Origin of the sequence: Lichenibacterium minor (assembly GCF_004137685.1) — a bacterium.
Lineage (GTDB): Bacteria > Pseudomonadota > Alphaproteobacteria > Rhizobiales > Beijerinckiaceae > Lichenihabitans > Lichenihabitans minor.
On sequence record NZ_QYBB01000054.1, the window covers coordinates 1 to 25200 of the forward strand.

At 65.7% G+C, this 25200-nt stretch carries 22 protein-coding genes and 1 pseudogene; 14 read left to right on the top strand and 9 right to left on the bottom strand.

Going from position 1 to position 25200, the window contains the following annotated elements; genetic code table 11:
• Together D3273_RS24115 and D3273_RS24120 are read left to right on the top strand one after the other, a co-directional pair.
• A partial coding sequence (locus tag D3273_RS24115) for a hypothetical protein (protein WP_207210889.1) occupies positions 1–887 on the top strand: 887 nt, incomplete at its 5' end.
• 35 nt (positions 888–922) lie between these two features.
• On the top strand, positions 923–2536 hold the full coding sequence (locus tag D3273_RS24120) for a DUF262 domain-containing protein (protein WP_245501369.1): 1614 nt from the start codon (positions 923–925) through the stop codon (positions 2534–2536).
• Positions 2537–2711: 175 nt separating this feature from the next.
• Here D3273_RS24120 and D3273_RS24125 read toward each other — a convergent pair whose 3' ends face one another.
• A complete protein-coding gene (locus tag D3273_RS24125; RefSeq protein ID WP_342634287.1) occupies positions 2712–3212 on the bottom strand; it encodes a class I SAM-dependent methyltransferase in 501 nt (166 codons plus the stop codon).
• A gap of 256 nt (positions 3213–3468) precedes the next feature.
• On the bottom strand, positions 3469–4554 hold the full coding sequence (locus D3273_RS24130) for a DUF805 domain-containing protein (RefSeq protein WP_129229525.1): 1086 nt from the start codon (positions 4552–4554) through the stop codon (positions 3469–3471).
• Positions 4555–4706: 152 nt separating this feature from the next.
• Between D3273_RS24130 and D3273_RS24135 the strand changes: the two genes are divergently transcribed.
• On the top strand, positions 4707–4919 hold the full coding sequence (locus tag D3273_RS24135; protein WP_129229526.1) for a helix-turn-helix domain-containing protein: 213 nt from the start codon (positions 4707–4709) through the stop codon (positions 4917–4919).
• Positions 4920–4967: 48 nt separating this feature from the next.
• On the opposite strand, the gene D3273_RS24140 is transcribed toward D3273_RS24135, so the two are convergent.
• Both D3273_RS24140 and D3273_RS24145 read right to left on the bottom strand, forming a co-directional pair.
• Positions 4968–5993 (bottom strand): ArdC family protein, encoded by a 1026-nt coding sequence (locus D3273_RS24140; protein ID WP_129229527.1) that lies wholly within the window; start codon positions 5991–5993, stop codon positions 4968–4970.
• A gap of 107 nt (positions 5994–6100) precedes the next feature.
• Positions 6101–6745 (bottom strand): hypothetical protein, encoded by a 645-nt coding sequence (locus D3273_RS24145; protein WP_129229528.1) that lies wholly within the window; start codon positions 6743–6745, stop codon positions 6101–6103.
• A 143-nt stretch (positions 6746–6888) separates the two neighbouring features.
• Here D3273_RS24145 and D3273_RS24150 point away from each other — a divergent pair, with 143 nt between their 5' ends.
• Positions 6889–7842 carry a hypothetical protein gene (locus D3273_RS24150; protein ID WP_129229529.1) on the top strand — a complete coding sequence of 318 codons (954 nt, stop codon included), beginning with the start codon at positions 6889–6891 and terminating at the stop codon, positions 7840–7842.
• Positions 7843–7954: 112 nt separating this feature from the next.
• On the opposite strand, the gene D3273_RS24155 is transcribed toward D3273_RS24150, so the two are convergent.
• A complete protein-coding gene (locus D3273_RS24155) occupies positions 7955–9034 on the bottom strand; it encodes an FAD-dependent monooxygenase (RefSeq protein WP_165359658.1) in 1080 nt (359 codons plus the stop codon).
• Here D3273_RS24155 and D3273_RS24160 point away from each other — a divergent pair.
• Positions 9027–9827: a TetR/AcrR family transcriptional regulator gene (locus D3273_RS24160; RefSeq protein ID WP_245501365.1), complete on the top strand. Its 801-nt coding sequence runs from the start codon at positions 9027–9029 to the stop codon at positions 9825–9827. The genes D3273_RS24155 and D3273_RS24160 overlap by 8 nt on opposite strands.
• Positions 9828–10064: 237 nt before the next feature.
• Here D3273_RS24160 and D3273_RS24165 read toward each other — a convergent pair whose 3' ends face one another.
• Genes D3273_RS24165 through D3273_RS24175 form a run of 3 tightly spaced genes read right to left on the bottom strand, consistent with a single transcriptional unit; the run spans position 10065 to position 14334 of the window.
• On the bottom strand, positions 10065–12464 hold the full coding sequence (locus tag D3273_RS24165) for an aldehyde dehydrogenase family protein (protein WP_129229532.1): 2400 nt from the start codon (positions 12462–12464) through the stop codon (positions 10065–10067).
• A gap of 14 nt (positions 12465–12478) precedes the next feature.
• Positions 12479–13489 carry a deoxyribose-phosphate aldolase gene (gene deoC, locus D3273_RS24170; RefSeq protein WP_129229533.1) on the bottom strand — a complete coding sequence of 337 codons (1011 nt, stop codon included), beginning with the start codon at positions 13487–13489 and terminating at the stop codon, positions 12479–12481.
• Between the two features lie 29 nt (positions 13490–13518).
• Positions 13519–14334 (bottom strand): DeoR family transcriptional regulator, encoded by an 816-nt coding sequence (locus tag D3273_RS24175; protein WP_342634288.1) that lies wholly within the window; start codon positions 14332–14334, stop codon positions 13519–13521.
• Positions 14335–14422: 88 nt separating this feature from the next.
• Here D3273_RS24175 and D3273_RS24180 point away from each other — a divergent pair, with 88 nt between their 5' ends.
• The 6 genes from D3273_RS24180 to rbsK are packed head-to-tail and all read left to right on the top strand — an operon-like array spanning position 14423 to position 21071.
• A complete protein-coding gene (locus D3273_RS24180; RefSeq protein WP_129229534.1) occupies positions 14423–15478 on the top strand; it encodes an autoinducer 2 ABC transporter substrate-binding protein in 1056 nt (351 codons plus the stop codon).
• Positions 15479–15510: 32 nt separating this feature from the next.
• Positions 15511–17010 carry a sugar ABC transporter ATP-binding protein gene (locus tag D3273_RS24185; RefSeq protein ID WP_129229535.1) on the top strand — a complete coding sequence of 500 codons (1500 nt, stop codon included), beginning with the start codon at positions 15511–15513 and terminating at the stop codon, positions 17008–17010.
• Between the two features lie 4 nt (positions 17011–17014).
• Complete coding sequence (locus tag D3273_RS24190; RefSeq protein ID WP_245501367.1) at positions 17015–17992, top strand: ABC transporter permease; 978 nt, start codon at positions 17015–17017, stop codon at positions 17990–17992.
• A gap of 4 nt (positions 17993–17996) precedes the next feature.
• Entirely contained in the window at positions 17997–19025 is a 1029-nt protein-coding gene (locus D3273_RS24195) for an ABC transporter permease (RefSeq protein ID WP_129229536.1), read from the top strand.
• A gap of 14 nt (positions 19026–19039) precedes the next feature.
• Positions 19040–20140: a DUF4432 family protein gene (locus tag D3273_RS24200; protein ID WP_129229537.1), complete on the top strand. Its 1101-nt coding sequence runs from the start codon at positions 19040–19042 to the stop codon at positions 20138–20140.
• Between the two features lie 4 nt (positions 20141–20144).
• Complete coding sequence (gene rbsK, locus D3273_RS24205) at positions 20145–21071, top strand: ribokinase (protein ID WP_129229538.1); 927 nt, start codon at positions 20145–20147, stop codon at positions 21069–21071.
• Between the two features lie 427 nt (positions 21072–21498).
• Here the strand turns inward: rbsK and D3273_RS24215 are convergent, their stop codons facing one another.
• Positions 21499–22389 (bottom strand): LysR substrate-binding domain-containing protein, encoded by an 891-nt coding sequence (locus tag D3273_RS24215; protein WP_245501368.1) that lies wholly within the window; start codon positions 22387–22389, stop codon positions 21499–21501.
• Positions 22390–22501: 112 nt separating this feature from the next.
• On the opposite strand from D3273_RS24215, the gene D3273_RS24220 reads away from it, so the two are divergent.
• From D3273_RS24220 to D3273_RS24230, 3 genes and pseudogenes are all read left to right on the top strand, one after another.
• Entirely contained in the window at positions 22502–23737 is a 1236-nt protein-coding gene (locus tag D3273_RS24220) for an MFS transporter (RefSeq protein ID WP_129229541.1), read from the top strand.
• Complete coding sequence (locus D3273_RS24225; RefSeq protein ID WP_129229542.1) at positions 23734–24663, top strand: alpha/beta fold hydrolase; 930 nt, start codon at positions 23734–23736, stop codon at positions 24661–24663. The genes D3273_RS24220 and D3273_RS24225 overlap by 4 nt, the downstream gene beginning before the upstream one ends.
• Positions 24639–24965: pseudogene (locus D3273_RS24230) on the top strand (anion permease); the annotation flags it as partial. The gene D3273_RS24225 and the pseudogene D3273_RS24230, both read left to right, overlap by 25 nt.
• Positions 24966–25200: the final 235 nt, after the last annotated feature.

Here is a 25200-nt window from a genome sequence, read left to right on the forward strand (position 1 = left end):
TGCCATCCGCCTCACGCTGCGAGGCCAGCCAATCGCCGTGCCGGCCTGAACGGCAGCACGACCTCGTGAGCAATTACCAAATGATCGACTGGGACACGCGTGATGCAGCGATGTACAGGATCTTCACCATCGATGTAGATGTGAGCGCGACGAGCAGTTGGCAAGCGCCAGCCACATTATCCCCTATAGATGCCATGAGGCTTTGCGTAAAACCCTTCGAGGTTCTATTGGAAAATGGTCGAAATGACACTGCATTCCTGCTCGCTATGGCTGGTCCGATTAACAGGTCAACTTTAGCAAGACTGGAGGACTGTGGCGCAATAAAGTGGAGTGGACTGGGAGGAATTGGTGAGCTAAAGGCGCACATCAGGGATCGCGTCGTTAAACTGAAAGACCGAAGTCTTACTCACTATGTTTTATTTGACAGTGACGCTGACGCTCCTGGCCACCTTAGCCCAGACGCGTTGAGACTAGAAAACAGTTGTCAGACAGTAGGCATCGATTTTCACTGTTTGAAACGGCGTGCTATTGAGAATTATCTCCCATTTTCGTCTCTCTTTCAGGCCAACATGCAGTTTGGGGGCAGACGAAAGCGCAAGGATCTCATCAAAGCCTTTAAGAAGCTTACGAAAGACCAGAGAAATCATTTTCCGATGAAGGCTGGATTAAGGTGGCCTCTAAATGGGCCTCAGGCAGCTTTATTCACCGACGTGACCCAACCGTCTCGACAAACAGCGCTGTCCCTGGCATTTCCGGCTGCCCTGGCGGAGTGCTATCGGAGGGATAGCATTCGCGCTATGCTCGATCTGACACAAGCCGACGACGGAATCGTTGAAGTGCGAGAAGTGTTGGATAAGATCCTATATTATGCGAGGGGCCCTGCGTGAAAGACAGATTTGCTGCTGACCCGACAATCGTCTTCATGACCTCTGTGCTGGAGGAAGTCGCGGAGGGTCGTCTGCAGATCCCTCGATTCCAGCGTCCACTTGTCTGGAGTTGGCCTCAGCGCCGGGATCTTCTAAGTAGCATCTACGAGGGCCTTCCCATTGGGGCATTAATGGTGTGGGTCTCCGCTGATGATCATGTCGAATGCTACGACAAGCTTGGGCCATACCCTCTACCTAAGCCAATATTAGCAGCCAGTCGATTTCTGATGGACGGGGTTCAACGAGTATCTACGCTGTATGGCGCGCTGCGCGCAGCCAAGACGTGGACCGAGATCGATGCAGAAACAAACCAAACTGTGGCGGATTTCAGTGTATTATTTGACCTGGACTCTGAGCGGGATGAGGATCGCTTTGTCAGGGAGGCAGATCTACCTAAAGATGCGACCAAAACCGATCCAAGTCGCTATCTTCCACTTCGCGAGATAATGGATACTCGTCGACTGGTGCGCTTTCAGCGCCAGATAGGACCGGGTTTAGATCACCGGCTGGATGCTGCGGATGAGGTGGCAGCTGCATTCCGACAATATAAGATACCTCTGATCACATTAAACAACGCTTCGCTAGAGACGGTCACGAAAAGCTTTCAGAGAGTAAACAGTCGGGGTGCGTCGATGAGCGAGATGCACATGATAAATGCTCTCACTTACAGTCCGCAATTTGACTTGCTACAAAACGAGGCAAATCTGAGGCATGAGTTACTGGCCGATCGAGGATGGCATGACATTGATCAGGATGTAGTACTTCGATCCCTCAAGCTTGAGCTGGGTGTGCCTCTTTACAGCACTGAACCAGAGATGGCCAGTGAGCGAATGCGCAGCAACCCAGGGTCTCTGGAAAAAGTATTTCGCGGTCTGAGGTCTCTTGCTGCGGCTTTCGATCGTTGCATTCAACTAAAATCTCCGGACCTGTTCCCTTACAAGCTCCAAATCATCAGTTTGGCATACGTTTTCGCGAACCGCGGGGGCATGATTCACGATCGGCGACTCCTCGACTGGTTCTGGATGACCACTTACACGGAGGCCTTCGGCATCAGCGCTCGTCAGTCAGAGGTAACGATCGCGGATCTCGGCAGGTTTGTTGAAACAGGTCACTTCCGTTGGGGACTGAAGCAGAAGGCAAACGTGCGTTCTCTTCAGGGCCGGAAGCCAGATTTCAGGTCGGCCAGGGGCAGAGCGCTCGCGCTCTCCCTTTCCCTTCACATCGATCGTAGTTCCGGCGATGGGTCGGGGATGGAATTGTTGAACCGATACAGAAAGGACGCTTTCTTTAGTGCTGCTCTTAGCTCGAAAACTCGAGGCCGAGCGGGCTTCCGGTTCGTTTTGGCCCCTCATGAGGGTAGTCAGTTCCGAAAGTGTTTGTTCGATCTGGGGCTGACAAGAAGTGAACGTAAACGCCACATGATCAGCGACGAAGCGTACGAATTCCTCCTGGTAGATGACGAAGAGGCGTTTGCAGATCAGCGCGAAAGCGAAATATTTCGTTATGAGCGAGATACGATATTTGGTCCTGCAATAAGTAATCTGGCGATGCGCTTCTCAGTGACGACTGCTGGCCAGGACGGCGGCGAAGAACGCTCTTACGAGGAGTAGGACCGTGGAAAACCTCATAAGAAAGCACTAGGGCCTGCACTTGCACTTGTGGGTATACCCCGGCGTGACGTCACGCCGCGGTCTGGAGCTGGCGTCACTTCAGGGTGACTGGGGCGAGTCACGTGACACGGCCCGCGTCGAGCCTCAACCTTTATGTGACGCTGGGCGACGTCGCTCAGGCCCGTGCCACCCACCTACGCCACGTGAAGGCGGCGTAGAACAGCTCGACGTCGTGAAAGCCACCACGGGCGAGGATCGCTGCGTCGTCCTCGGGCGTGAGGGCGGGCAGGTGCGCCTCGTCCGCAGCCCGCGCCTTCCCGGCTTGCTCTGGATCGGCCTCAGACGCGATGGTGTAAGCCTCACAGCGGACGAGCCAGCGCGAGCGCGCATTGTCGGCCTGGGGAAAGCTGCCATGAGCCGCGACGAACGGTGCGCCCGGCCGCAGCCGACGATGAATCGCGCGGACGGTCGTCTCCCGTTCGGCGGTCTTCCGGAGGCGGATGCTCAGGAGGTAGGTCGCTGCGTCGAAAGGGCCAGCTGGCGCGGCGTCGATGTAGCCCTCGGCCAGCATCACCCGCTCCATGGCGCGGCCGAGCACTCGTTCGGCCTGCAGCAGCATCTCTCGCGCGGGGTCGACGCCGACGAAAGTCCAGCGCGGGTGCGCCTCGGCCAGCATGGCTAATTCCAGGCCACCGCCGGCACAAGGACGAGAACACGGGCGTCCTCCGGGGTGTCCTGGCCAGTAGGAGGCTCGTCATCCGATGGAGGGCGTCGAAGCCCGGCACGAAGCGGCGCAGTCCCTCCGCATACTTCGCAACCGCCTGGGGATCGTTGAAGGCGGCGACAAAGTTCAGCGCGTCCGCTGGCTGTTCACGCACTCGAGACGAATCCCAAACGCGACCCCATGGGTGATTGCTCGCAAAGTGTTGCTATCAATTTACAAGGCTCACGACGTATCTGGTGTTGCTCCCGTCGACGTACTGAGCCGTATAACCGATGTCGGACAGGTCCCGATCACCAACGCCCGCCTTGCTTTTATCAATAGCCGAGACATGCGTCATCGCCACACATGTGCTGCCGCGCACCGGGTTGAATGCGTCCATAGTTCGAATGTCATGGAAGGAGATTCGGATATTAGCGAAGCTGCCGTAGTAAGCGCCGATGATAATCATGCTTGGATCCTTTTCGACGAGATCGCGCAATATCGTCAGAACTCCCGGATCAGAGCAGAGAGATGCGGAAGGGCGCAGGGTTTGGATCGCGCGCCCGCCATAGATCAGCATTGTGCCCGCGATGGCGAGTATCGCAAGCACGGTGGGGACGTTTATGGACCATCCTGTAGGAGACGCGGCGACCGGCACGCTCACAGACCTCACGCCTCCGACGAGGCTGCGGCCGTAGCGGTTTGGCCCGGGGGTGCCCCGCTTGATGATCAGCCACGTCCCGACGAGGCCGCTCGCCACTGAGAGCGCGTTGCTCAGCGCGCCCGGCGGGACCACAAATCCCGCCATGGTGACGGGCTCGATCCACACAAGGTGCGTGGCGGACATGTCGAAGTCGTGCAGCCGCTTCGCGGTCAGGGCCAGGCCGATCCAGACGAATGGCGGCGCCAGCGCCAGCCTGATCAGCACCCCGGTTTCAGAGTCGATCGGCATACGCGCATACAGCAGGACCGCCATCAGGCCGACGATGTAGGAAGCGATGCCGAGGCAGTAGGTCCAGAAGTACCTCGTGCGGCCGATGCGCCCGTCGAACGAGAACAGCAGCGCCAGCAGGCCGCGAGGCCGCTCGGGAGCGGGCGGGGCGCCGTGGATCGATGTGCGAACCTGGGGCTCGGCGGGGCTCGCCCAATCGGGCAGGCTCGCATGCCAGACCAGCACGCCGATCGACGGCATGAGGCGCAGGGCCTCCGCCAGGCTCTCGCGGCTGAGCGGTCCGTGCTCGACGCCGCCCCGGTGATAGAACCAGCCCTCGTCGAGGTCGTGCGGGTGGGCAGGGTGATCGGGGGTCGAACTCATCTCTGTCTCCGTGGTGGATGCATGTCTCCAGGGCTTGCGTCGGCGACCCGTCCGGCCTCCCACGCCCCCGTCGTCCCGTTTTCCGCCCGACCCCGAGTTGTTTATGACTCATAGTCTATGGCGTTCGCCAGCCTGTTCGCGGCCATCGACGCATGGACGCGCGCGACCGGGTGGGCCGGAATGTCAGGACTCTGCGCGTGGCGAGCCGCCTCTCTCAGGAGGAGCTGGCCCACCTAGCGGGCGTGCATCAGACCTACCTGAGCGGCGTCGAACGCGGCCGGCGCAACGCGAGCGTGCTCGTGCTCGGCCGCATCGCGCAGGCCCTCGGGGTCGACATCCAGCGGCTGTTCGCCATCGGCGAGTGAGGCTGCCGTGCGCGGCGCGGGCGGGACGTGGCCTCGCCGAACCGCGCGTTAGCTCGACGGCTCGCCTCTCATGTCGGCAGGCAGGAACCCCGTCATGTAGTCGGCCGCCCGCGACGCTGCACTCGCCGCCCGCACGATGGCCCGCTCGTCCGCCCGCAGCACCGCGAGCCAGGAGCCGATGTAGTCGGCATGGCGCACCGTGGGCGCGGTCCAGAGCGCGGCGCAGAGGAAGGCCGCCGTCATCTCGGCGATCAGCTCCTCACGGGCGTATGCCGCCGAGCCGAACCAGCCGGTGAGGTCGCGCGCCAGGCGGTCCTTGTGGCCCGTGGCATGGGCGAGCTCGTGCAGCACCGTGCGATACCAGTTGACCGGCTCGGGATAGGCCGAGGGCGGCGGCACGTCGATGCGGTCGACGAGCCGATGGTACCGCGCCCGGTCGCCCGCGACCTGGACGTCTACCTGCATGCCGGTGATGAGCGCGTCCATCCAGGGCTCCATCGGGGTGGGCTCGACCACCGCCGCGGTCCCGAGAGCGCTGTCAGCCAGCCCATCGCACTGCTCGACGCCGAACACCTGGAACTGCTTCAGAAAGGCGGTGGTGCGCGTTTCCTCCCCGGCGTCAGCGGCCCGACGGCGCTCGTCCTCGGGAACGAAGCGGTCGACATAGACCACCATCGTCGCCCGCTCGCCCTTCCGGACATTGCCGCCCAGCGCGAGTGCCTGACGGAAGGTGAGCCAGCGCCCGCTGGAGTAGCCCCGCTCAACCGCCGCGGCCCACAGCATCAGCACGTTGATGCCGCTGTAGCGGCGTCCCGTCGCGGCATTGGTGGGCATCGTGGGCACCCCGCCCGAGCCCGTCCAGGGCTGCACCCAGGGTACGCGGCCGGCCTCGAGCTCGGCGATGATCTTGGCCGTGATCTCCGCGTAGAGCGTGCCGCGCCCACCATGGGTGTCGCGTTCTGATGCTTCGCGTGCTGCTGGACCACCGTCCCCTTCGACGAGCGATCGATGGCTGGCCCCTGCCGGGGTCGGAAGCGAGCTTCGAGCCGGCACTCTGTTCCTGTTTTGTTCCATGTCGGGTGAGTCCTCTGCTGCAAGCAGCCGCTCGCCGCCTGTGGAGGCGGCCCCGAAGCGACGAGCGGGGCGACGGTGGTGAGGGCGGCTAGGCAGCCGCCCGGAGCTCAGAGCATCTTGGGATTGAGCAAGGCGAGCTGCACGCGAGGCCGGCGCGCCAAGGCCTCGGTCTCGTCGACCCAGGCCAGCGTGAAGGCGTCGCCCTCGATCTTGAGGATGCGAGCGGCCCACCAACCGTCGGCGGGGCCGCCGTAGCAGGCCAGCACGAGATCGCCCATCTTGAGCTGGCTCCACCCGTCACCGACAGCCGTGACGGCCGCCACGCTGCCGGAGGTGGACACGGGTGCGGGTTTGACCACAGTCGCGCCCTCCGCCGCAGGTACCGCTCCATCGTCAGCCTTCTCAGGGGTGTCGACCGCCGTCGCCTGCTTCGGGGTGTTGGCCCCCGCCGTCTGACCAGCCCCGTTCTTGCGCTGGGCCGCAGAAGCCGCCAGCAGCTTGGCATAGGCGTCGGGCGCCGCCTTGGTGAGGATCACCTGACCGCCTTCCACCCGCCCGCGGGCGAGCCCCTTTACCACCTCCTGGAGTTCGGGCGGCACAGGCGTGATGCTCGCCAGAGTCTTTGCATTCTTGGCTTTGCGGGCCGCCTCGACCTCGCTTTCGCTGAACCAAGCTGCCTGCTGGCCACCTCGAACAGGCTGGCCGAACAAGATACAGGCGGGCCTCTCCTCGACTGTCACAACATTGATCACGTAAAATCTCCTATTTTTGCGCATAGAGTGCGCTTGCAATCAGCTATGACTGCATGTTCTATTGTACTTGCTATGAGACGGCGGCCTATAGACAAATCGTCGCAGGCCTATATAGGACAGATAATGTGAATATAGGATTGATGTTGCTTGAGGTGTTCCGACAGACGATTGATCCGGACTACCTGCTGCTGCGTCGTCAGCGGGCATGGTGGAACGGCACGGCTCGGGCGGTCAGCGAACACGACACCGCTCGCCTGTTCGGCTCGTTGGTAGAAGCCTTCAGCTACCAGGGCATCGCAGACGCGCGCGCCTCGGCCTACATGGATCAACACGGGAGAGTGACTTACGACGATGTCGCCCGCGGGCTGGACGGCTGTCCTGCCTGCCCGAAGCTCGCCACTTACTGGCACTACCGGGGCTGCGGATATGCCAAGCTGGCCCGCAGCTGCGGCGAACCCGACCTCCTGGCCGACTGCCCAGTGCCGCGGCACGATCTGCGCAACGGTCGCCTGAACCAGATGGCCTACGCCCTGTTTCTATTCGTGCGCGACGTCTGTGAGGGCGACCTCGTAGGCTGGATCGACGGGCGGCTGGCGGAGGCCGCGTCCGACGCCGGGCCTCGCCGGGCCGGCGCGATGCGCGAAGCCCTGCTCGCGCCCATGAGTCAGATCTACGGCGTCTCGTTCAAGGTACTGGCGATGGCGCTGGCCGAGTTGCTACTCGTCGGCGATCCCGGACGTGAGCTCTGGGTCGAGACCGGGGCGAGCATGGTCGCCGTCGACACCCTGGTGCACAACTGGCTGCACCGCACCGGCATCGCCCGGGAGCTGGGGACGGAGCACCCCTACGGACGCCTCTGCTACGAGCCGGGCGGGTGCGCCGAGGTGCTGGAGCGCTGCTCGGAGGCCATCGACGCCCGGTCGCTATGTTCTGACGGACCGGCCTACTTTCCCCGCCTCGTGCAGCATGCGGTCTGGCGCTTCTGTGCCGAGGGTGGGCTGAGCATCTGCAACGGTAACCGCATCAACGATCGCATCGGTTGCATGCAACTGGACTGTCCGCTGAGCATGCGTTGTGCTCACCTTCCACCGACGTAGACGAACTCAAAAGATCGCACGCGCAAACGCCTCAATCTGCGGTTTTTTGTAGGACTGCTGTCGACCCATTCCAGCCACTCGGACCGCCGTCGGTGCTTCTCCAAAGCGGCCGTTAGACGCCGATATCACCCATAGCCAGCTTTCGATCTCGCTCCGCCATTTCGGCCTCGTCGCCGGGAAACAGCATCTGTACGCTGTCGATTGCGGCCCGTTCCTGCACCTGCTCGACGAACGGCCGTAGCCCTTCCTCATAAGCGTGAAATGCGGCGGCATGGTTGTCCGGATGCCGCGCCAGGGCGTCAGCCAACCTTCCCGCGCCGATGATGGCCATCGAGCCACCGAGACCCGCGAACGGAGATACGCAATAGCCGGCGTCGCCGACGAGAGTGATGCGCCCGCGCGACCAAGTCGACATCCTGACCTGGCTGATACGATCAAAATAGAAGTCGTTGTCCCCACCCATATGAGCGAGCATGTCCGGCACTTTCCATCCCAGACCGGAAAAACGGTCACTGATCAGGCGACGTTGCTGATCCTTGTTGCGATAATCGTATTCGATCTCGCCGGTCGTGCGGAAGCCGAATCCGATGTCCGTGCGATCGTCATAGCCGTTCAGCATCGCCATCCGTCCGGGAACGGCAAAAACCTCCGAGCTGTTCGGTGGGAGCAACCCGGTGTCTGGCACAACTTTGAGGTAGAAATATCCGCCCATGAAATGGGTGAACTGCTCACCGTCGCCGAACACCAGCTTGCGCGTATTGGAGCGGTTTCCATCGCAGCCAAACAGCAGTGCAAAATGGTGCCGACTGCCGTCGCTGAACGTCGCCGATACCGCCTCCGGACGCTCCTCGATCGCCACGATCGAGCGGTTGAACCGCAGTTCTACATCGCCCTTAATCGCGCCGCACAGAACATCCAACAGGTCGTCGCGGTGGATCTCGTAGCGCGGCCCCGCCTCATCGTCCGGGTGGTGGGCCATATCGCCTAGCGTTGCGTTTCTCGCATCCTTGAAGGCGAAGCGCCGAGGGGGAAGCGTTCTGGCCTGAACAGCCTCCATCAGCCCCATGCGCTTCAGGATGGCGATCGTCTCGCCCTCGATGTCGACGGGCGTACCGCCGCGCCGCAGGCCCGGTGCGACCTCGACCACCGTGACGCGGTATCCGAGCCGGTTCAGCCAGAATGCCGTGGCCAAGCCGGCGAAGCTCGCGCCACTGACGAGTACGGATCGCGGCTCGGTGGGGGACGCACCGGACATCACGGTTGACGCGGACATGCCATCACCTCAGAATAATCTCGATATGAAATTATACCGAGTATATTTTGACGTGCAAGAGCAGGCAAGCCCCAAGCTGGACAGGCGCACACGGAAGCGGCAGGCGACGCGCCAGGCCATCTCCGATGCGGCCACGCGCCTGTTCATGGAGCACGGCTTCGATCAGGTGACGATCGACGAGATCGCGGAGGCAGCGGATGTCGGCCGCATGACCGTGTTCAATCATTTTCCCCGCAAGGAGGACATGTTCTTCGATCGCGAAGACGAGGTGCGTGGAATGGTGTCCGCGGCCATTCACGGGCGGGACGCGGGAACGAGCCCGGTCACGGCGCTTCGCTTGCTCGCCTACCGCTGTATCGAGGACCGAAATCCCCTCCTCCCGCTTTTCGGTGCGCCGCTGAGGTTCGTGGCGACAGCGCTGGCCAGCGAAGCGCTGAAAGCGCGCGCGCGACAGATGTGCAGCGAGTTCACGCGCGTTCTGGCAGCGATGATGGCAGAGTCGGTCGATCGACCCGCGGACGATCCCGACGCGCATCTGGTGGCGGGCTTGCTCGTGGCGACGTGGAGCATCGCCTTCTCTGAAGGGTACAAGGTGGCTGACACGCCCGGCGACGCCGCGGCTGCCGGTCGCGTCTTTCTTCGTCTCATCGATCGAGGTTTCCAAGCCGCCGCGGGTGGGGCAACGGGGACTCCCTATGTCGAAGCGGGATGACGATATTTGGCGACGGATGCGTGGTAGCAGACATCGTGACGATTTGCTCAGGGCTGTGCGCGGTTACGTTCGCTACGACGCATCCGCTGGCCGGAAGCAGACCGGCCGGAAGCCACCCTACTTCGCCGTAAGCGGGAAGCGTTCTCTGGATCGCCAGTAGAGTCCCCTCCCAACCTCCTTCGAGCTTGGGACCATCTCGTTCGGTGAAGGGTCAAGTTAGGCGAGAGGTCTTGGTGCTCACTCCCCGTAGGGTACCCAGACGTTCTTGACCTGCGTAGCCCGGCGGAGGTACTCGCGCCCCTGCGCCTCGCGAGCGTGGAACCAGTCGCGGGGTGGGTGGGCGCTCGCCCAAGTCGGCTTCAAGTTGCCGGCCGACGCCCGCTCGACCGCGGCGATGCCGTCCGGCGGCCCGGCGTACCAGAGGGCCGCCACGCCGTCGTGCTCCGCCAAGGTCTTCGCCAACGCGTCGCGCTCGCCGGTGACGATGTTGACCACGCCGGGCGGGACGTCGCTAGTTTCCAGCACCTGGTAGAGGTCCGTGGCCGCCAGGGGGTGGGTCGGCGAGGGAACCAGGACGGCACGGTTGCCCATGGCGAGGACCGGCATGAGCAACGACACCAGCGCGAGCAAAGGTGCCTCATCGGGGCATACGAGCCCCATGACGCCGAAGGATTCGTTCATGGCCAACGTGACATGGCGCGCGCGCGTCGCGTGGACCCGGCCATCGTACTTATCGGCCCAGGCCGCGTAGAAGAACGTCCGACGCACGGATATCTCCACCTCAAGCGCGGCCTCCTCCGCCGAGGCTCCCGTCATGAGCGAAAGCCGATCCTGGAACTCGGACGCGCGAGCGGACAGGTTCTCGGCGACGTAGTAGAGCACCTGGGCACGGCTGTGCCCCGTTGTTGCCCCCCAACTCGCAGCCTTCTCGGCGGCCTCCACGGCGTTGCGGATGTCCTTGCGGTTACCCAGGGCGGCTTGGCCCAGAGGCGCGCCTCGGGGACCGAAGACCGTCGTGCTGTGGCCGCCATCCGGCCTAACCTGCTTGCCGCCGATGAACAGCTTCGCGGTGCGGTCGATGGTGGGCAGCGCCACAGAGGCTGCCGGAGCCCCCGCTGGCAGGGCGGAGAGGCCGTTGGCGCGGCCCGTCAGCGAGGCCCGTTTCACCTCGCGCACGGGGTGGGTCAGGTATTCCTCTAACCCCTCTCGGCCGCCCTCGCGCCCGAAGCCGCTCTCCTTGAAGCCGCCGAAGCCGGCCGCGGCGTCGAAGACGTTGGTGGCGTTGATCCACACGACGCCGGCCTTCACCCGGGCGGCGACGTCGAGCGCGAGGTCAATGTTCTCCGACCAGATCGAGGCCGCGAGGCCATAGCGCGTGTTGTTGCCGAGGGCCACGGCCTCGTCGAGCGTGCGGAAGGTCATCGCCACCGCCACGGGGCCGAAGATCTCGACCTCGGCAACCGTCGAGGCCGGTTCCACGTCGGTGAAGAGCGACGGAGGGAAGAAACAGCCGGTCGCGGGGAGGTCGGTGTCCGCCTGAAACAGGGTCCCGCCCTCGGCCTCGCCGGCCGCGACGAGGCTCCGGATGCGGTCGAGCTGCACCGGAGCCACGATGGCACCGACGTCGGTCGATTTGTCGAGTGGGTCGCCGGTCCGCAGGGTCGCCATTCGCCGACGCAGCTTGGCGTAGAAGCGCTCCGCCACGCCCTCCTGCACGAGGATGCGCGAACCTGCGCAACACACCTGCCCCCCGTTGAACCAGATGGCGTCGACGACGCCCTCGACCGCGGCGTCGAGGTCCGCGTCGGCGAACACCACGAACGGCGACTTACCGCCGAGTTCCAGGCTGAGCTTCTTGCCCGAGCCGGCGGTCGCCTCGCGGATCTGCCGGCCAACCTCGGTCGATCCCGTGAAGGCGACCTTTGCGACACAGGGATGGCGGACCAGCGCGGCGCCGGTGCTGCCGTCGCCGCAGACGATGTTGACGACACCAGGTGGCAAACCCGCCTCGCGGCAGATCTCCGCGAAGGCCAGCGCCGTGAGTGGTGTGAACTCGGCGGGCTTCAGCACCACCGTGTTCCCGGCGGCGAGCGCGGGCGCGATCTTCCAGGCCAGCATGAGCAGCGGGAAGTTCCAGGGGATGATCTGGCCGCAGACACCCACCGGGACCTGGCCGGGAAATTCGGTCTCGATCAGCTCGGCCCATCCGGCATGATGGTAGAAATGACGCGCCACGAGGGGCACGTCGATGTCGCGCGCTTCGCGGATGGGCTTGCCGTTGTCGAGCGTCTCCAGCACGGCCAGGAAGCGCTCGCGCTTCTGCACCAGGCGGGCCAGGGCATAGAGATGGCGGGCCCTGACGTGGCCCGGCGTCGCCGACCAGCCCGGGAACGCGCGTGCGGCCGCAGCGACAGCCGCGTCCACGTCGGCAGCAGAGCCCTGGGCCACCCTTGCGAGCGTCTCGCCGGTGGCCGGGTTCGACACGTCGAAGGTGTCGTCACCCGGCGGGGTAAAGGCGCCCTCGATGAAGTGCCCGAAGCCGTCCCCGTGAGCGGCGAGCCAAGCGCGCGCAACGTCGGAGGCCTCGGGTGAGGTGCCGTAATCCATGGTGTCGAGGATGTCCCTGACCTGCGGCATGGTGGGTGTCCTTCTCAAGCCATCGCGTGATGGGAGGCGGAGCTGTAGCGGCCCGTCGCCCAGTGCTCGATCTGGCGTTCGATGTCAGCGAGGAGCGAGGAGGCGCCGATGCGGAACAGGTCGGGCTCAAGCCAGGGACGACCTAGTTCCTCTTTCATCAGCACGAGCCAATTCAGCGCGTCCTTGGCGGTCTTAAGCCCGCCAGCGGGCTTGAAGCCGACCCTGTGCCCCGTGTGCTCGCAATAGTCGCGCAGGGCCCGCACCATGGTGAGGCTCACCGGCAGGGTCGCGTTGACTTCTTCCTTACCGGTCGAGGTCTTGATGAAGTCGGCCCCGGCCTGCATGGCCACCATGCTGGCTTTGTAGACGTTGCGCAGCGTCCGGAGGTCGCCGGTGCCCAGGATGGCTTTGAGATGCGCGCCGCCGCAGGTCTCCCGCATGGCCGCGACCTCGTCATAGAGCGCGCTCCACTCGCCCAGGAGGGCGTGGGCGCGGGTGATGACGATATCGATCTCCTCGGCACCCTCGTCGACCGCGTAGCGGATCTCGGCCAGGCGCTGAGATAGCGGCGTGAGTCCGGCCGGGAAGCCGGTCGCCACCGACGCCACCGGGATGCCGGAGCCGCGAAGCGCCGCGACGGCCGGCCGGACCATGGTCGGGTAGACGCAGACGGCGCCGACGGTCGGCGGCCGATCCTCTAGCCCCAGCGCCGCCACGAGGTCCTCGCGCAGCGGCCGGCGCGCCTTCGCGCAGAGGCGATGCACGCGTCCTGGCGTATCGTCGCCTGCGAGGGTGGTGAGGTCGATGCAGGTCAGGGCCTTCACCAGCCAAGCCGCCTGGTGATCCTTCTTCACCGACCGCCGCGCGCCCAGCGTCGCGGCCCGGCGCTCGGCGGCCGACAAGTTGATGCCGACACCCTCGAACCATTCGGGATGGAGAGGGGTACCGAGGTTCCGGGGATGCGCGGCGCTCGCGATTCGCTCGGGGCCGAGCGATGCCCGAGCCGACGCGGTATGGTCGTCCATGATGATCCGCCTCGATGGGAACGTGGGATTCAGGAGGTGCGGGCTAGACGCAACTGTCCGGGAAAGGCGGCCCGGATGGCCTCGACCTCCCCTTCCGCGGAGTCTGGCGTGTCGGTTGTGATGAGAGCGTCGAAGGCCGCGAGGTCGGCGAAGGAAGCGGGCCGCACTTTGCCGAGTTTGCTGCCGTCGACGACGAGGGTACGATGGACGGCTTGGCGCAGCACGGCCTGCTTCACGCCGATTTCGTGAAAATTGGAGCAGCTCACGCCCCTCTGTGCGTGCACACCGCCGGCCGACACGAAAGCCTTGTTGATGCCGAGGCGGTCCAGCGTCGCCAACCCGTCGTCGACGGCAAAGGACGCCGAGGACGGATTGTAGAAGCCGCCCAGCAGGAGCAGACGCACGTTCGGCATGACCGAGAACGGGACGGCGATGTTCAGGGCGTAGCAGACCACTGTCACGCTTAAGCCTGGCGCGAGGTGGCGCGCCAGAAAAGGCATGGTGGTGCCACAGTCGACGAAGATCGTGTCTCCATTCTCGACTGTGTCGGCAGCTAGAGCGCAGACGGCATCCTTGGCGGCTGAGTGGGCTCCTTGCTCCTGCGCCATGACGTACGGACCGTCCGCCGTGCGCGGGACGATGTAGCCGCCGAGATAACTGAACCGGTCCGGCACGCCGGCCACGTCCCGCCGGACCGTCATCTCGGACACGCCCAGCATGCGCGCTGCCTCCCTCAGGTGCAGAACTCCGGGGCCGCTGAGGGCCTCCGACAAGGCGTCGATCCGGCCCAGGTTTCCGACGCCGGGAGGGCGGCCTCTGCGTGGGTTTTTCAACGGTGCGGACACGCTTGACGACCATCCCCCGGCGATGCGATGTTCACAACGTTGATACAATCATAACAAAAAAATGCAAGTCACACGGGAGAAGCGAAACATGCTCAAATTGCTGTCGTCAGCCGCCGTCGCCGCCCTGACCCTGACGGTCTCGCTCGGGGCGGCCCGGGCCGAAGGGCCCCTCGACACGTCGAAGGTCACCAAGGACATCCGGGTCTCGGCCACGGGCAAGACCTACACCATCGCAACCGTGGTCAAGGTCGACGGCATCGCTTGGTTCGACCGGATGCGCGAGGGCGTGAAGGAGTTCAAGGCGGACACCGGCCAGGACGCCTACGAAGTCGGCCCGAGCCAGGCCGATGCCGCCGCGCAAGTCGAAATCATCGAGAACCTCATCGCCCAGGGCGTCGACGCCATCTGCGTGGTGCCCTTCTCGGTCGAGGCCGTCGAGCCGGTGCTCAAGAAGGCGCGTGACCGCGGCATCGTGGTGATCTCCCACGAGGCGTCCAACATCCAGAACGTCGACTTCGACATCGAGGCCTTCGACAACAAGGCCTACGGCGCCAAGCTGATGGAAAATCTCGGCAAGCAGATGGGCGGCAAGGGCGAGTATGTCGCGACGGTCGGCAGCCTGACGTCGAAGTCTCAGAACGAATGGATCGACGGCGCGGTCGAATACCAGAAGCAGCACTTCCCCGAGATGAAGCTGGCAACAGGCCGTCTCGAAACCTACGACGACGCCAACCAGGACTACAACAAGCTGAAGGAGGCCCTGACCACCTACCCGAAGGTGACCGGCATCCTCGGAGCACCCATGCCGACGTCTGCCGGGGCCGGGCGGCTGATCGCCGAACGCAACCTCAAGGGCAAGGTGTTCTTCGCCGGGACCGGCCTCGTGTCCGTCGCGGGCCAGTACATCGCCAACGGCAACATCGACTATATCCAGTTCTGGGATCCGGCTGCCGCCGGCTACGCGATGGACGAACTGGCGGTCATGGTGCTGCAGAAGAGGGGCGCGCAGATCAAGGCCGGCCTCGACCTGGGCTTGCCCGGCTACACCGACCTCAAGGTGCCGGACCCCAGCCATCCCAACCTCCTGTACGGCTCGGGCTGGGTGGGCGTGAATGCCAGCAACATGAAGGACTTTAACTTCTGACGTCGTCGAGGGTCGAACGGGAACTGCCTGGCATGGCCGAGAGCCTGATCGAACTCCGCCACGTCGGAAAACGCTTCGCCGGTATCAAGGCGCTCGACGACGTGTCGTTGTCGGTGCGCCGCGGGGAGATCCATTGCCTCGCCGGCGAGAACGGCTCGGGCAAGTCGACCATCATCAAGGTCATGTCGGGCGTCTACCAGCCTGACGAGGGCGAGGTGCTGATCGATGGCGAGCCCGTCCGGCGTCTTACGCCGGCGGACTCCATCGCCCGCGGCATCCAGGTGATCTACCAGGACCTGTCGCTGTTCGGGAATCTCAGCGTCGCCGAGAACCTGGCGATGAACGGCCTTCTCAAGGAGCGCCGCCGAGGCGTCCGTTGGGGCGAGGTCCGGCGCATCGCCCGGACCGCGCTCGACCGGCTCGGCATCGACCTGCCGCTCGATGCCGATGTCGACACCCTCCCGACCTCGGCGAAGCAGATCGTCGCCATCGCCCGCGCCCTGCAAGCGGAAGCGCGGCTCATCGTCATGGACGAGCCCACGACGGCCCTCACCCGCAACGAGGTGGACCGGCTTCTCGACATCACCCGGACGATCCAGCGGGACGGCATCGCGGTGCTCTTCGTCAGCCACAAGATGCGCGAGATGCTGGAGATCAGCGAGCGCCTGACCGTGATGCGCAATGGGCGCGTGGTTGTGGAGGGACCCATCGTTGACTTCACCGAGGCCTCGATCACGCGGCACATGACGGGGCACGACCTCAGCCACGAGGTCTACGTCCGTCCCCCCCAGGACGAGGGCGTGCCGCCCCGCCTGGCCGTCGAGAACCTCACGGTGCCCGGAGCCGTCGAGGGCGTGAACTTGGTGCTGCGTCCCGGCGACGTCGTTGGCCTGTCTGGCCTGATCGGCTCGGGGCGGACCGAACTCGCCCTCGCTCTCTTCGGCATGCGCCCCGACCACGGCGGCACGGTCCACATCGACGGCAAGGCCGTGCGGCTCGATGGCGTGCAGTCGGCCATCAGGCACGGCGTCGCCTACGTGCCGGAGGACCGGCTGAGTGAGGGGCTGTTCCTGACGCAGTCCGTCGCTCGCAACATGCTGGCGAGTTCGCTCGACCGGGTGACGCGGGGACTGACGGTCGACCGAGCCCAGGCGACACGCACCAGCGACGACATGATCGCCGCCATGCAGATCTCGACACGCAGCGGCGCCACGCTGGTCGGTCACCTGTCGGGCGGCAACCAGCAGCGCGTGGTCATCGCGCGCTGGCTCATGACCCAGGCCCGTATCCTGATCCTCAACGGTCCGACCGTCGGCGTCGACGTGGGCTCGAAAGCCGAGATCCACCGCATCATCCGCGATCTCGCCGTACGCAAGGGCCTTGCCGTGCTGATGATCTCGGATGACGTGCCCGAACTCCTCCAGCACTGCAATTCCATCATCCTCATGCACCGCGGCCGCTTCGTCGACCGCTTCGACGGTGGCACCGCGTCGGAAGACACGATCAGCGCCGTCCTGAAGACCCTGAGGTAGCCCCGTGTCCATCCTGCGCCGCCCCGAGGCCGTCGTGGCCCTCGTGCTCCTCGCCGCGATGGTCATCATCGGGGCCATCAACCCGGCTTTCTGGGGCCTCGACAACCTGTTCGGGCTCCTGAAGAGCAACGTCATCACCGGCATCATGGCGCTGGGCGTGCTGCTGGTGATGATCTCCGGGGGCATCGACGTATCGTTCCCGGCCTTCGCGGTCGCGGCCATGTACCTCGTGGTGCGCTGGATGGCCGACACGGGCTACTCGGGCGTGGTGCTGCCCTTCTTCGTGGCGACGCTCATCGGCCTCGTGCTCGGCGCCTTCAACGCTTTCTTCATCCGCACCTTCCGCATGATCCCGCTCATCGTCACGCTCGGCACCGCCAGCGTCGTGCGGGGCCTGCTGCTCGGCCTCGTCGGCACCAGCGTCGTCAACATCAACAGATTTCCGCCGCAGCTCATTGCCTTCGGCAGCCAGGACGTCGTCGACGTGGTCCACGCGGACGGGACGCGGTTCGGGCTTTCCGCCATGATCCTCGTCTATGGCGCCATCGCGCTCCTGATCCACCTCGTGCTGCGCCACACCATGATGGGCCGGAGCCTTTACGCTTACGGCGGTGCGCCCGAGGCCGCCTCCCGGGTGGGCTTCGACACGCGGGCCACGGTGTTCTTCGCCTATTGCACGGCGGGCGCGCTCGCGGGCTTCGCCGGGCTGCTCCATTCGTCGATGATCTGGCTCGCCAACCCGCGCGACTTCGTCGGCTTCGAACTCGACGTCATAGCCGCGGTGGTGCTGGGCGGCGCCAGCATCTTCGGCGGCCGGGGCAGCGTCGTCGGGACTCTTCTGGGCGTGTTCCTGCTGGTGATGATCAAGAACAGCCTCATCCTGATGCACGTCGCGACGACCTGGCAGCAGGTCGTGGTCGGGGTCATCATCGTGTCCTCGACCGCGCTGACAGCTTGGCGCGACCGCAAGAGACTGGCGTGAACCGATGACCGCGCAGATCCCCACTAACAGGGCCCCGACGACCAAGCCCGGCCACAGCCTCCTCCGCTTCGTCAATCAGGACGACAACATCGTCCAGCTCGTGATCATCACGGCGCTGGTTTTCGTCGTCATGTCGGCGCTGAGCCCGGAGAAGTTCCTTCGCTACTACAACTTCGAGTCGATCAGTTACACCCTGCCCGAACTCGGCCTGCTCTCCATCGCCATCATGGTGGCGATGCTGACGGGCGGCATTGACCTGTCCGTCGTCGGGATCGCGAACCTCTCCGCCGTCCTCGCCGGCACGCTGTTCCACAGTCTCGCGCCCGGCGCCTCGTCCTCTCTCGGCCTCGGCTCCGTCGCACTCGGGATCGTCCTGGCGTTGGGGGTCGGGCTGGGCGCGGGGGCGCTGAACGGGCTCCTCATCGCCAAGCTGCGCATCACCCCGATCCTGGCGACGCTGGGCACGAGCCAGATCTTCACGGGTATCGCCCTAGTGCTCACTGGCGGCCCCGCCCTCGTGGGCTTCCCAGCGGCCTGGAACTTCATCGGCAACGGCAAGGTGCTCGGCGTCGCCTTTCCCTTCGTCCTCTTCGTCGTCCTGGCCTTGGCCATTGGCTTCCTGCTGTCGCGCACCGCCTTCGGTACGCGCCTGCTGTTGATCGGCACCAACGCCAAGGCCGCCGTCTTCGCCGGCCTCGACACCGAACGCATCGTCTTCCAGAGCTACGTCCTGACCGGCCTCCTGGCCAGCATCGCCGGGCTTATCCTGTCGGGCCGTACCAATGCGGCGAAGTCGGACTACGGCACGTCCTACCTGCTTCAGGCCGTGCTGGTCGCGGTGCTGGGCGGGACCAACCCGGCAGGCGGGAAGGGAAGCGTGCTCGGTGTGTCCATCGCCGTGCTGGCGTTGATGCTCCTGTCCTCCGGTTTCCAGATGCTCCGGTTCAGCAACTTCCTCATTGACTTCATCTGGGGAGCATTCCTGCTGCTGGTCATCGCCATCAACGTGGCCCGCAACCGAAGGCGCCTTTGATGGAAAGGTTTGCCATGTCGACGGGAACCCGCACGGCCGTCGCGCTCCGGCGCGACTTCTTCGCAGAGCAGGAGCGCACGTTTCTTCGCGTCGGCGCCTTGTCGGCGAGCCTGTTCCGCTATCCGACCGGCGTCGAGGCGCTCCGCCTCGCCAACCCGCGCGGGTCGGTGGTGGTGCTGCCCTTCATGGGCCAGATGGTGTGGCGCGCCACCTTCGACGGCGTGGAACTGGCCATGCGGGGCATGTTCGAGGTGCCCCGGCCCAGCGCGACCATCCTCGATACCTACGGGCCCCTCGCCTACCACGCCGGGCTCCTGCGCAATGGCACGCCGGGCCCGGAGGACGATCATCCCCTCCACGGCGAGATGCCCTGCATGCCGATGGACGAGGCCGGCCTGGAGATCGGCGAGGACGAGGCCGGCCCGTGGCTCGCCGTCACGGGCTCGCGCGACTACGCCCGGGGCTTCGGCGCCCACTACCGCGCGACCCTTCGCGTCACGCTTCGCGCCGTCGCCACGGACTTTGCCATGGAGATCGAGGTCGAGAATTGTGCCGCAGCATCCATGGATCTCATGTACATCTGCCACGCCAACTTCGGCTTACCCGAGGGTGCGTGCATCGTGCAGCCCGTCCCCTTCGATGCTGAGCACGTCGTCACCCGCACGGCGATACCGGGCCACGTCGTGCCGACCGAGCGTTACCGGGCGCTGCTACGGGACCTCGCAGCCGACCCGTCAGGGGCCGAGGTGTTGGACGACTCGGCCCGGTTCTCGCCGGAGCAGGTCTTCTACGTGAAGGGCCTCGCGCCCGGTACGGACGGGCTCGCCCACTTCCTGCTACGACGGCGCGAGGGCGATGGCTTCAAGGTCGCCTACGACCCGATGGCGATGCCGCACACGGTCCGCTGGCTGCTGGCGGACGAAGACCACGGCGTTGCGGCCTTCGCCATGCCAGGCACCTGCGAGCCCGAAGGCTACACGGCCGAGAAGCGCAAGGGCAACGTGAGGCAGCTCGCCCCCGGCGAGCGGGCACACTTCAAAACTCATCTCGGCTATGCCGACCAGGCCGCCGCCACCGACCTCGCCCGCCTCATCGCTGGTTCAAAGGGGAAATAACACCATGGTAGGGCGCATCGCCGTCATCGGCAGCAATATGGTCGACCTCGTCACCTACGTGACGCGGATGCCGGACCGGGGCGAGACCATCGAGGCGCCCTCCTTCGAGATGGGCCACGGTGGCAAGGGGGCCAACCAGGCGGTGGCAGCCGCGAAGCTCGGCGCCGAGGTCCTGATGGTGACCAAGGTCGGCGACGACATGTTCGGGGACGGCACGGTCGCCAACCTCCAGCGCTTCGGCATCGACACGCGTCACGTCGAGAAGGTTGCGGGGCGGTCCAGCGGCGTCGCCCCCATCATGGTAGAGCCCTCGGGCGAGAACTCCATCCTCATCGTCAAGGGCGCCAACGCCGACCTGTCGCCCGACGACGTCGAGCAGGCCGGCGACGACCTCAGGGGCTGTGACCTGATCCTGCTGCAGCTCGAAGTGCCTGTCGAGACCGTCTACGCCGCTCTCGACTTCGGGCGGCGCCACGGCATTGCGACGCTGCTCAACCCGGCCCCTGCGCTTTCCACGCTCGACGTCGCACGGATCGCCTCCGCAACCTTCCTGGTCCCCAACGAGAGCGAGCTTCGCATCCTGTCCAGCATGCCGGTGGACAGCCTGGAGGAGGTCGAGGCGGCGGCCCGCAGCCTGATGGCCCGCGGGATCGGCACCGTCATCGTGACGCTCGGAAGCCGGGGAGCACTGCTCGTCGAGGCTGGTGGCAGCACGCCCATACCTCCCGTCGCCGTTACGCCCGTGGACACCACGGGGGCTGGCGACGCCTTCATTGGTAGCTTTGCGCGATACTATGTGGCCGAGCGTGACGTGGTCGCCGCTCTCCACCGGGCGGTACGCTACGCCGCTGATTCCATCACCCGCCGCGGCACGCAGAAGGCCTACGCCACGGAGGCGGAGTTCGCCGTCTCGCATGCCCCTGGGTCGTGATCCACCGCGCGGCTGGTGCCCACTCCACCTGCGTTCAGGCTGAGAGCCATTGTCCCAACTTCGACCATCGCCGCCGTTGGTCGCCGTTCCGAACCGCATATTGCTGACCGACGAGCCGCTTCACCCGCGTGACGCCCGTGTACAGGAGGTTGCACATAACATGCTGTAGTACTGGGTTGTCATCGTCGGGTGTCGTGTGCAGCTCTAACGCGCAACCTTCGATCCTCACGCGACGCCATCGAAAGCGATTACCACGCCGCAAAATTCAGAAGTCGCCGTGGCGCGGAGGTCCGTTTCGCACATAGCGCTGTCGAAAGCGGCCCTTCCGCATTCCACCCAGCCTCGCCGTTCCGCAACCGGCTGCTCACGACCCATCCACGACTTCCAACGCCAATCGAGGATTGCTCCGAAGCGGAGGCAGGCGAGCTCATCGGCTCTCTTCCGAGTGGCGTTTGCGCTCAGCGGCGAGCCATGCGACGAAGCCTGAGGTCGCGGTAGTCCTTTCGACATCGAGTGATTCCAGGGCGACATAGCCCGTTCGTCGAACCGATATGTCCGGCAGCGGTGTCATGAGCCGTCCGGATCCGATATCGATGTCGAGCATCGGCAGCGGGCCGACGCCGATCCCGAGCCCGTCCTCGACGGCCTGCCGGGTGATGAAGAAGTGGTCAAACACCTGCCGACGGGCGCCGGCGAGATGCGGCATGCCCGCTTCCTCCAGCCAGTCAGCCCAATCCCCGGCACGCGTCTCGCTGGCGAGCAGGAGATGGCCTTCCACGTCAGAGGGCGAGCGGATCGGACGCCGGGCGAAAAGGGCCGGGCTCATGATCAGCACGTTGCGCTCGTCGAGGATCGGCGTCGCCCGGTAGTCGGGCCAAGTCCCCGTACCGGCGCTACCGCGCCGGATGGCGACGTCGAAGCCGCCGCGCAGTTCGTCGCGCACGGTTGTGACGGTGGTCACCGCCACCTCGACCCCCAGGTGGTCGCGGTGGAAGGTGTCGAGGCGCGGGATCAGCCAGCGCATGGCGAAGCTGGTCGGCGCGCTGACGCGCAGGATGCGCCGGGCTTCCAGCCGGCCGCAGGCCTCCGCCGCCGCCGTGATCCGGTCGAAGGACAGGCCCACCTCGGCCGCGAAGGCGCGGGCGAGCGGGGTCGCCACCATGCGCCGCCCCGAGCGCGCGAAAAGGCGTTGTCCCAGCCAAGCCTCCAGGGTGGCGATCTGCCGGCTGACGGCGCCGTGCGTAAGCCCCAGCTCGCTCGCGGCCTGGGCGTAGCTCCCCGACCGGGCGGCGATGTCGAACACGCGCAGGGCGTTCAAGGGAGGCAGGCGTCGCATGAAGAACCGTGAGAAAAATGCACGAATGGCGTGACCGATGATGGGCTAGTCGCTTCCGCATCACGCGTCTAGCACCGCGGCAAAGGAGCAGCCCATGACGCTCGCGTCAAACCTGTCCGTGCCCATCGGCAGCACCGCCGCCCGGGATAGGCGCCGCACGCTCGCAGTCACGGGCGTGAACCATGCCCTGCACGACGGCTACACGGACCTAATCTACGTGCTCCTGCCCGCGTGGCAGGGACAGTTCGGCCTCGACTATGCGTCCCTCGCCCTGCTCCGCACCCTCTACACCGGCGCCCTGGCGGCTCTGCAGGTCCCTTCGTCCAAGCTCGCCGGGCTGTTCGGGGCGCGGGCCGTGCTCATCGCTGGCACGGCGCTTAGCGCGGGAGGCTACGCCATCGCGGGCCTGTCGGGCGGCCTCGCCGGGCTCTGCGTCGCCCTGCTCCTGGCCGGCGCGGGGGGCAGCACGCAGCACCCGCTCGCCTCCGCTGTGATTGCCCGCGCCTACGGGACGGGGGCGCGCGGCCCGCTCGGCACCTACAACTTCACAGGAGACCTCGGGAAGGCAGCGCTACCGCCGTTGGTCGGCCTGATGCTCACCGTCTGGACCTGGCATTCCGCCCTCTGGGCCGTCGCCGGCCTGGGCGGCGCCGTCGCCGCGGGCGTCGCCCTGTTCCTGCCATACGAAGCCTCGACGGCGACGGCACGCGCAGACGGGGCGAAGCCGGCCGAGCGGGACGGCCGAGGGCCGGAACGGGGACGGCTCGGCTTCGGGCTGCTTGTCGCCATCGGCGTGCTCGACACCACGGCCCGCCCAGCCTTCCTGCTCTATTTGCCCTTCATCCTTCAGGCGAAAGGAGCCGCACTCGCCACGGTCGGCGTTGCCTTCGCGCTCGTCGGACTCGGGGGCGCCCTGGGCAAGGCGGTCTGCGGCCGTCTCGGCTCCCGGTTGGGGGTCACGCCGACCGTGATCCTCACTGAGGCCGGGACCGCGGGGGCGATCCTGGCAGCGTTAGCCCTGCCGCTGGCACCCGCGCTCGCGCTGATGCCGGTGCTCGGGCTCATGCTGAACGGCACATCATCGGTGCTCTACGGCACGGTGCCCGAACTCGCGCCTGGCGGCCGGGTCGAGCACGCCTTCGCGCTGTTCTACACCTTCACGCTCGGGTTCAGCGCGCTCGCGATCCCGCTGCTTTACGGACGCCTCGGCGATGCGGTCGGCCCGGACTGGGCCGCAACGGCTGCTGCCGCGACCGCGCTCGCCGTGGTGCCCCTCGTGCTCGCACTGTCGCCCTGCCTCCCGGGTGCGGCGCGAAGGTCGGTGCGATGACGCTCGCGCAGCCGCCCTTTCCCGCGCGGACCCGCGTCGTCCGGACGCCGACCCTGGTGATCGCCTGCGAGGAAAGCGGGCCCGAGGACGGCGAGCCCGTCGTTCTGCTGCACGGCTTCCCCTACGACCCGCGCCGCTTCGACCGGATCGCGCCGCAGCTCGCCGCACGAGGATTTCGGGTGCTCGCCCCCTATCTGCGCGGCTACGGTGCGACGCGCTTCCGGGACCCGGGCACGATGCGCTCGGGCCAGCAAGCCGCTCTGGCGCGGGACCTCCTCGACCTCCTGGACGCGCTGGCCCTGCCCGACGCGGCGCTGATGGGCTTCGATTGGGGCGGGCGGGCGGCCTGCATCGTCGCCGCGCTGTGGCCCGAGCGGGCGCGTTGCCTCATCACCGGCGCCGGCTACAACGTGCAGGACCTTTCCAGGACTCGCCTGCCGCTGCGGCCCGAAGAGGAGCACCGGCTCTGGTACCAGTACTACCTGCATTCCGAGCGCGGGCGGGCAGGGCTCGCGGCGGACCGTCGGGCGTTCTGCAGCTACCTGTGGCGGCTGTGGTCTCCGACCTGGACCGAGGGGCCGTCGCTGTTCGACGACACCGCACCCTCATTCGACAACCCGGACTTCGTAGACGTGGTGGTGCACTCATACAGGCATCGTTTCGGCCTCGCGCCGGGCGACCCGGCGCTGGACGGGATCGAGCGCCGTATCACCCCCCAGCCGCCGATCGCCGTGCCGACGATCTCGCTGCACGGCGCCGCTGCCGGCATCCGCCCGGCCACGCCCGAAGATCGTGACGCGGACAGGTTCACCGGCCCCTACGAGCGTCGCGTGCTCGACGGGGTCGGTCACAACGTGCCCGGCGAGGCGCCGGACGAGGTCATACGAGCGCTGCTCGACCTGCTGCGCCCAGCATCGGAACGCTGATGGGAGGCTGGCGCATCGTGCACACGATGGGGTTGAAGATCACGCGGCTCACGCCCATGCAGGGCTTCTGCGCCGAGTCGGGCGGTGCCATCACCCTGTTCCTGGCGACGTGGCTCAGCATCCCGGTGTCGACCACCCACGCCATCACGCGCGCCATCGTCGGCGTCGGAGCGGCCCGTCGGGTATCGGCCATGCGCTGGAACATAGCCCAGAGCATCGTCGTCGCCTGGGTGCTAACCATGCCGGCGGCTGGGATCGTCGCGGCCGGCCTCTACGCACTGTCGGCACTGTTCCCGAGCTGAACTACAGGGGGTTCAACAGATGTGAGTGCGCGCACCTCGATCCTCATGCGTTGCCTGACAACGATTGATCGTCTCTTCAGGACCTGACCTACGACGGTCCGCTCACATAACCCGGCCACTCCAAAGCAGCTGTTCCGCCTTCCACCCACTTCTACCGTTCCGACTGGTTCGATATGAGTGTACTCCAAGCGAACTAGGCGGTGAGCAGCTCAGCTCAGGCCGAGAGACGTGCCCG

What these genes read in the sequence shown, in the direction of transcription:
- D3273_RS24185 (WP_129229535.1), top strand. Translation starts at nt 15,511, where the DNA reads ATGGCCGAGAGCCTGATCGAACTCCGCCACGTCGGAAAACGCTTCGCC.
- D3273_RS24140 (WP_129229527.1), bottom strand. Translation starts at nt 5,993, where the DNA reads ATGGAACAAAACAGGAACAGAGTGCCGGCTCGAAGCTCGCTTCCGACC.
- deoC (WP_129229533.1), bottom strand. Translation starts at nt 13,489, where the DNA reads ATGGACGACCATACCGCGTCGGCTCGGGCATCGCTCGGCCCCGAGCGA.
- D3273_RS24200 (WP_129229537.1), top strand. Translation starts at nt 19,040, where the DNA reads ATGTCGACGGGAACCCGCACGGCCGTCGCGCTCCGGCGCGACTTCTTC.
- D3273_RS24135 (WP_129229526.1), top strand. Translation starts at nt 4,707, where the DNA reads ATGGACGCGCGCGACCGGGTGGGCCGGAATGTCAGGACTCTGCGCGTG.
- D3273_RS24165 (WP_129229532.1), bottom strand. Translation starts at nt 12,464, where the DNA reads ATGCCGCAGGTCAGGGACATCCTCGACACCATGGATTACGGCACCTCA.
- D3273_RS24220 (WP_129229541.1), top strand. Translation starts at nt 22,502, where the DNA reads ATGACGCTCGCGTCAAACCTGTCCGTGCCCATCGGCAGCACCGCCGCC.
- D3273_RS24125 (WP_342634287.1), bottom strand. Translation starts at nt 3,212, where the DNA reads ATGCTGGCCGAGGCGCACCCGCGCTGGACTTTCGTCGGCGTCGACCCC.
- rbsK (WP_129229538.1), top strand. Translation starts at nt 20,145, where the DNA reads ATGGTAGGGCGCATCGCCGTCATCGGCAGCAATATGGTCGACCTCGTC.
- D3273_RS24180 (WP_129229534.1), top strand. Translation starts at nt 14,423, where the DNA reads ATGCTCAAATTGCTGTCGTCAGCCGCCGTCGCCGCCCTGACCCTGACG.
- D3273_RS24130 (WP_129229525.1), bottom strand. Translation starts at nt 4,554, where the DNA reads ATGAGTTCGACCCCCGATCACCCTGCCCACCCGCACGACCTCGACGAG.
- D3273_RS24120 (WP_245501369.1), top strand. Translation starts at nt 923, where the DNA reads ATGACCTCTGTGCTGGAGGAAGTCGCGGAGGGTCGTCTGCAGATCCCT.
- D3273_RS24225 (WP_129229542.1), top strand. Translation starts at nt 23,734, where the DNA reads ATGACGCTCGCGCAGCCGCCCTTTCCCGCGCGGACCCGCGTCGTCCGG.
- D3273_RS24195 (WP_129229536.1), top strand. Translation starts at nt 17,997, where the DNA reads ATGACCGCGCAGATCCCCACTAACAGGGCCCCGACGACCAAGCCCGGC.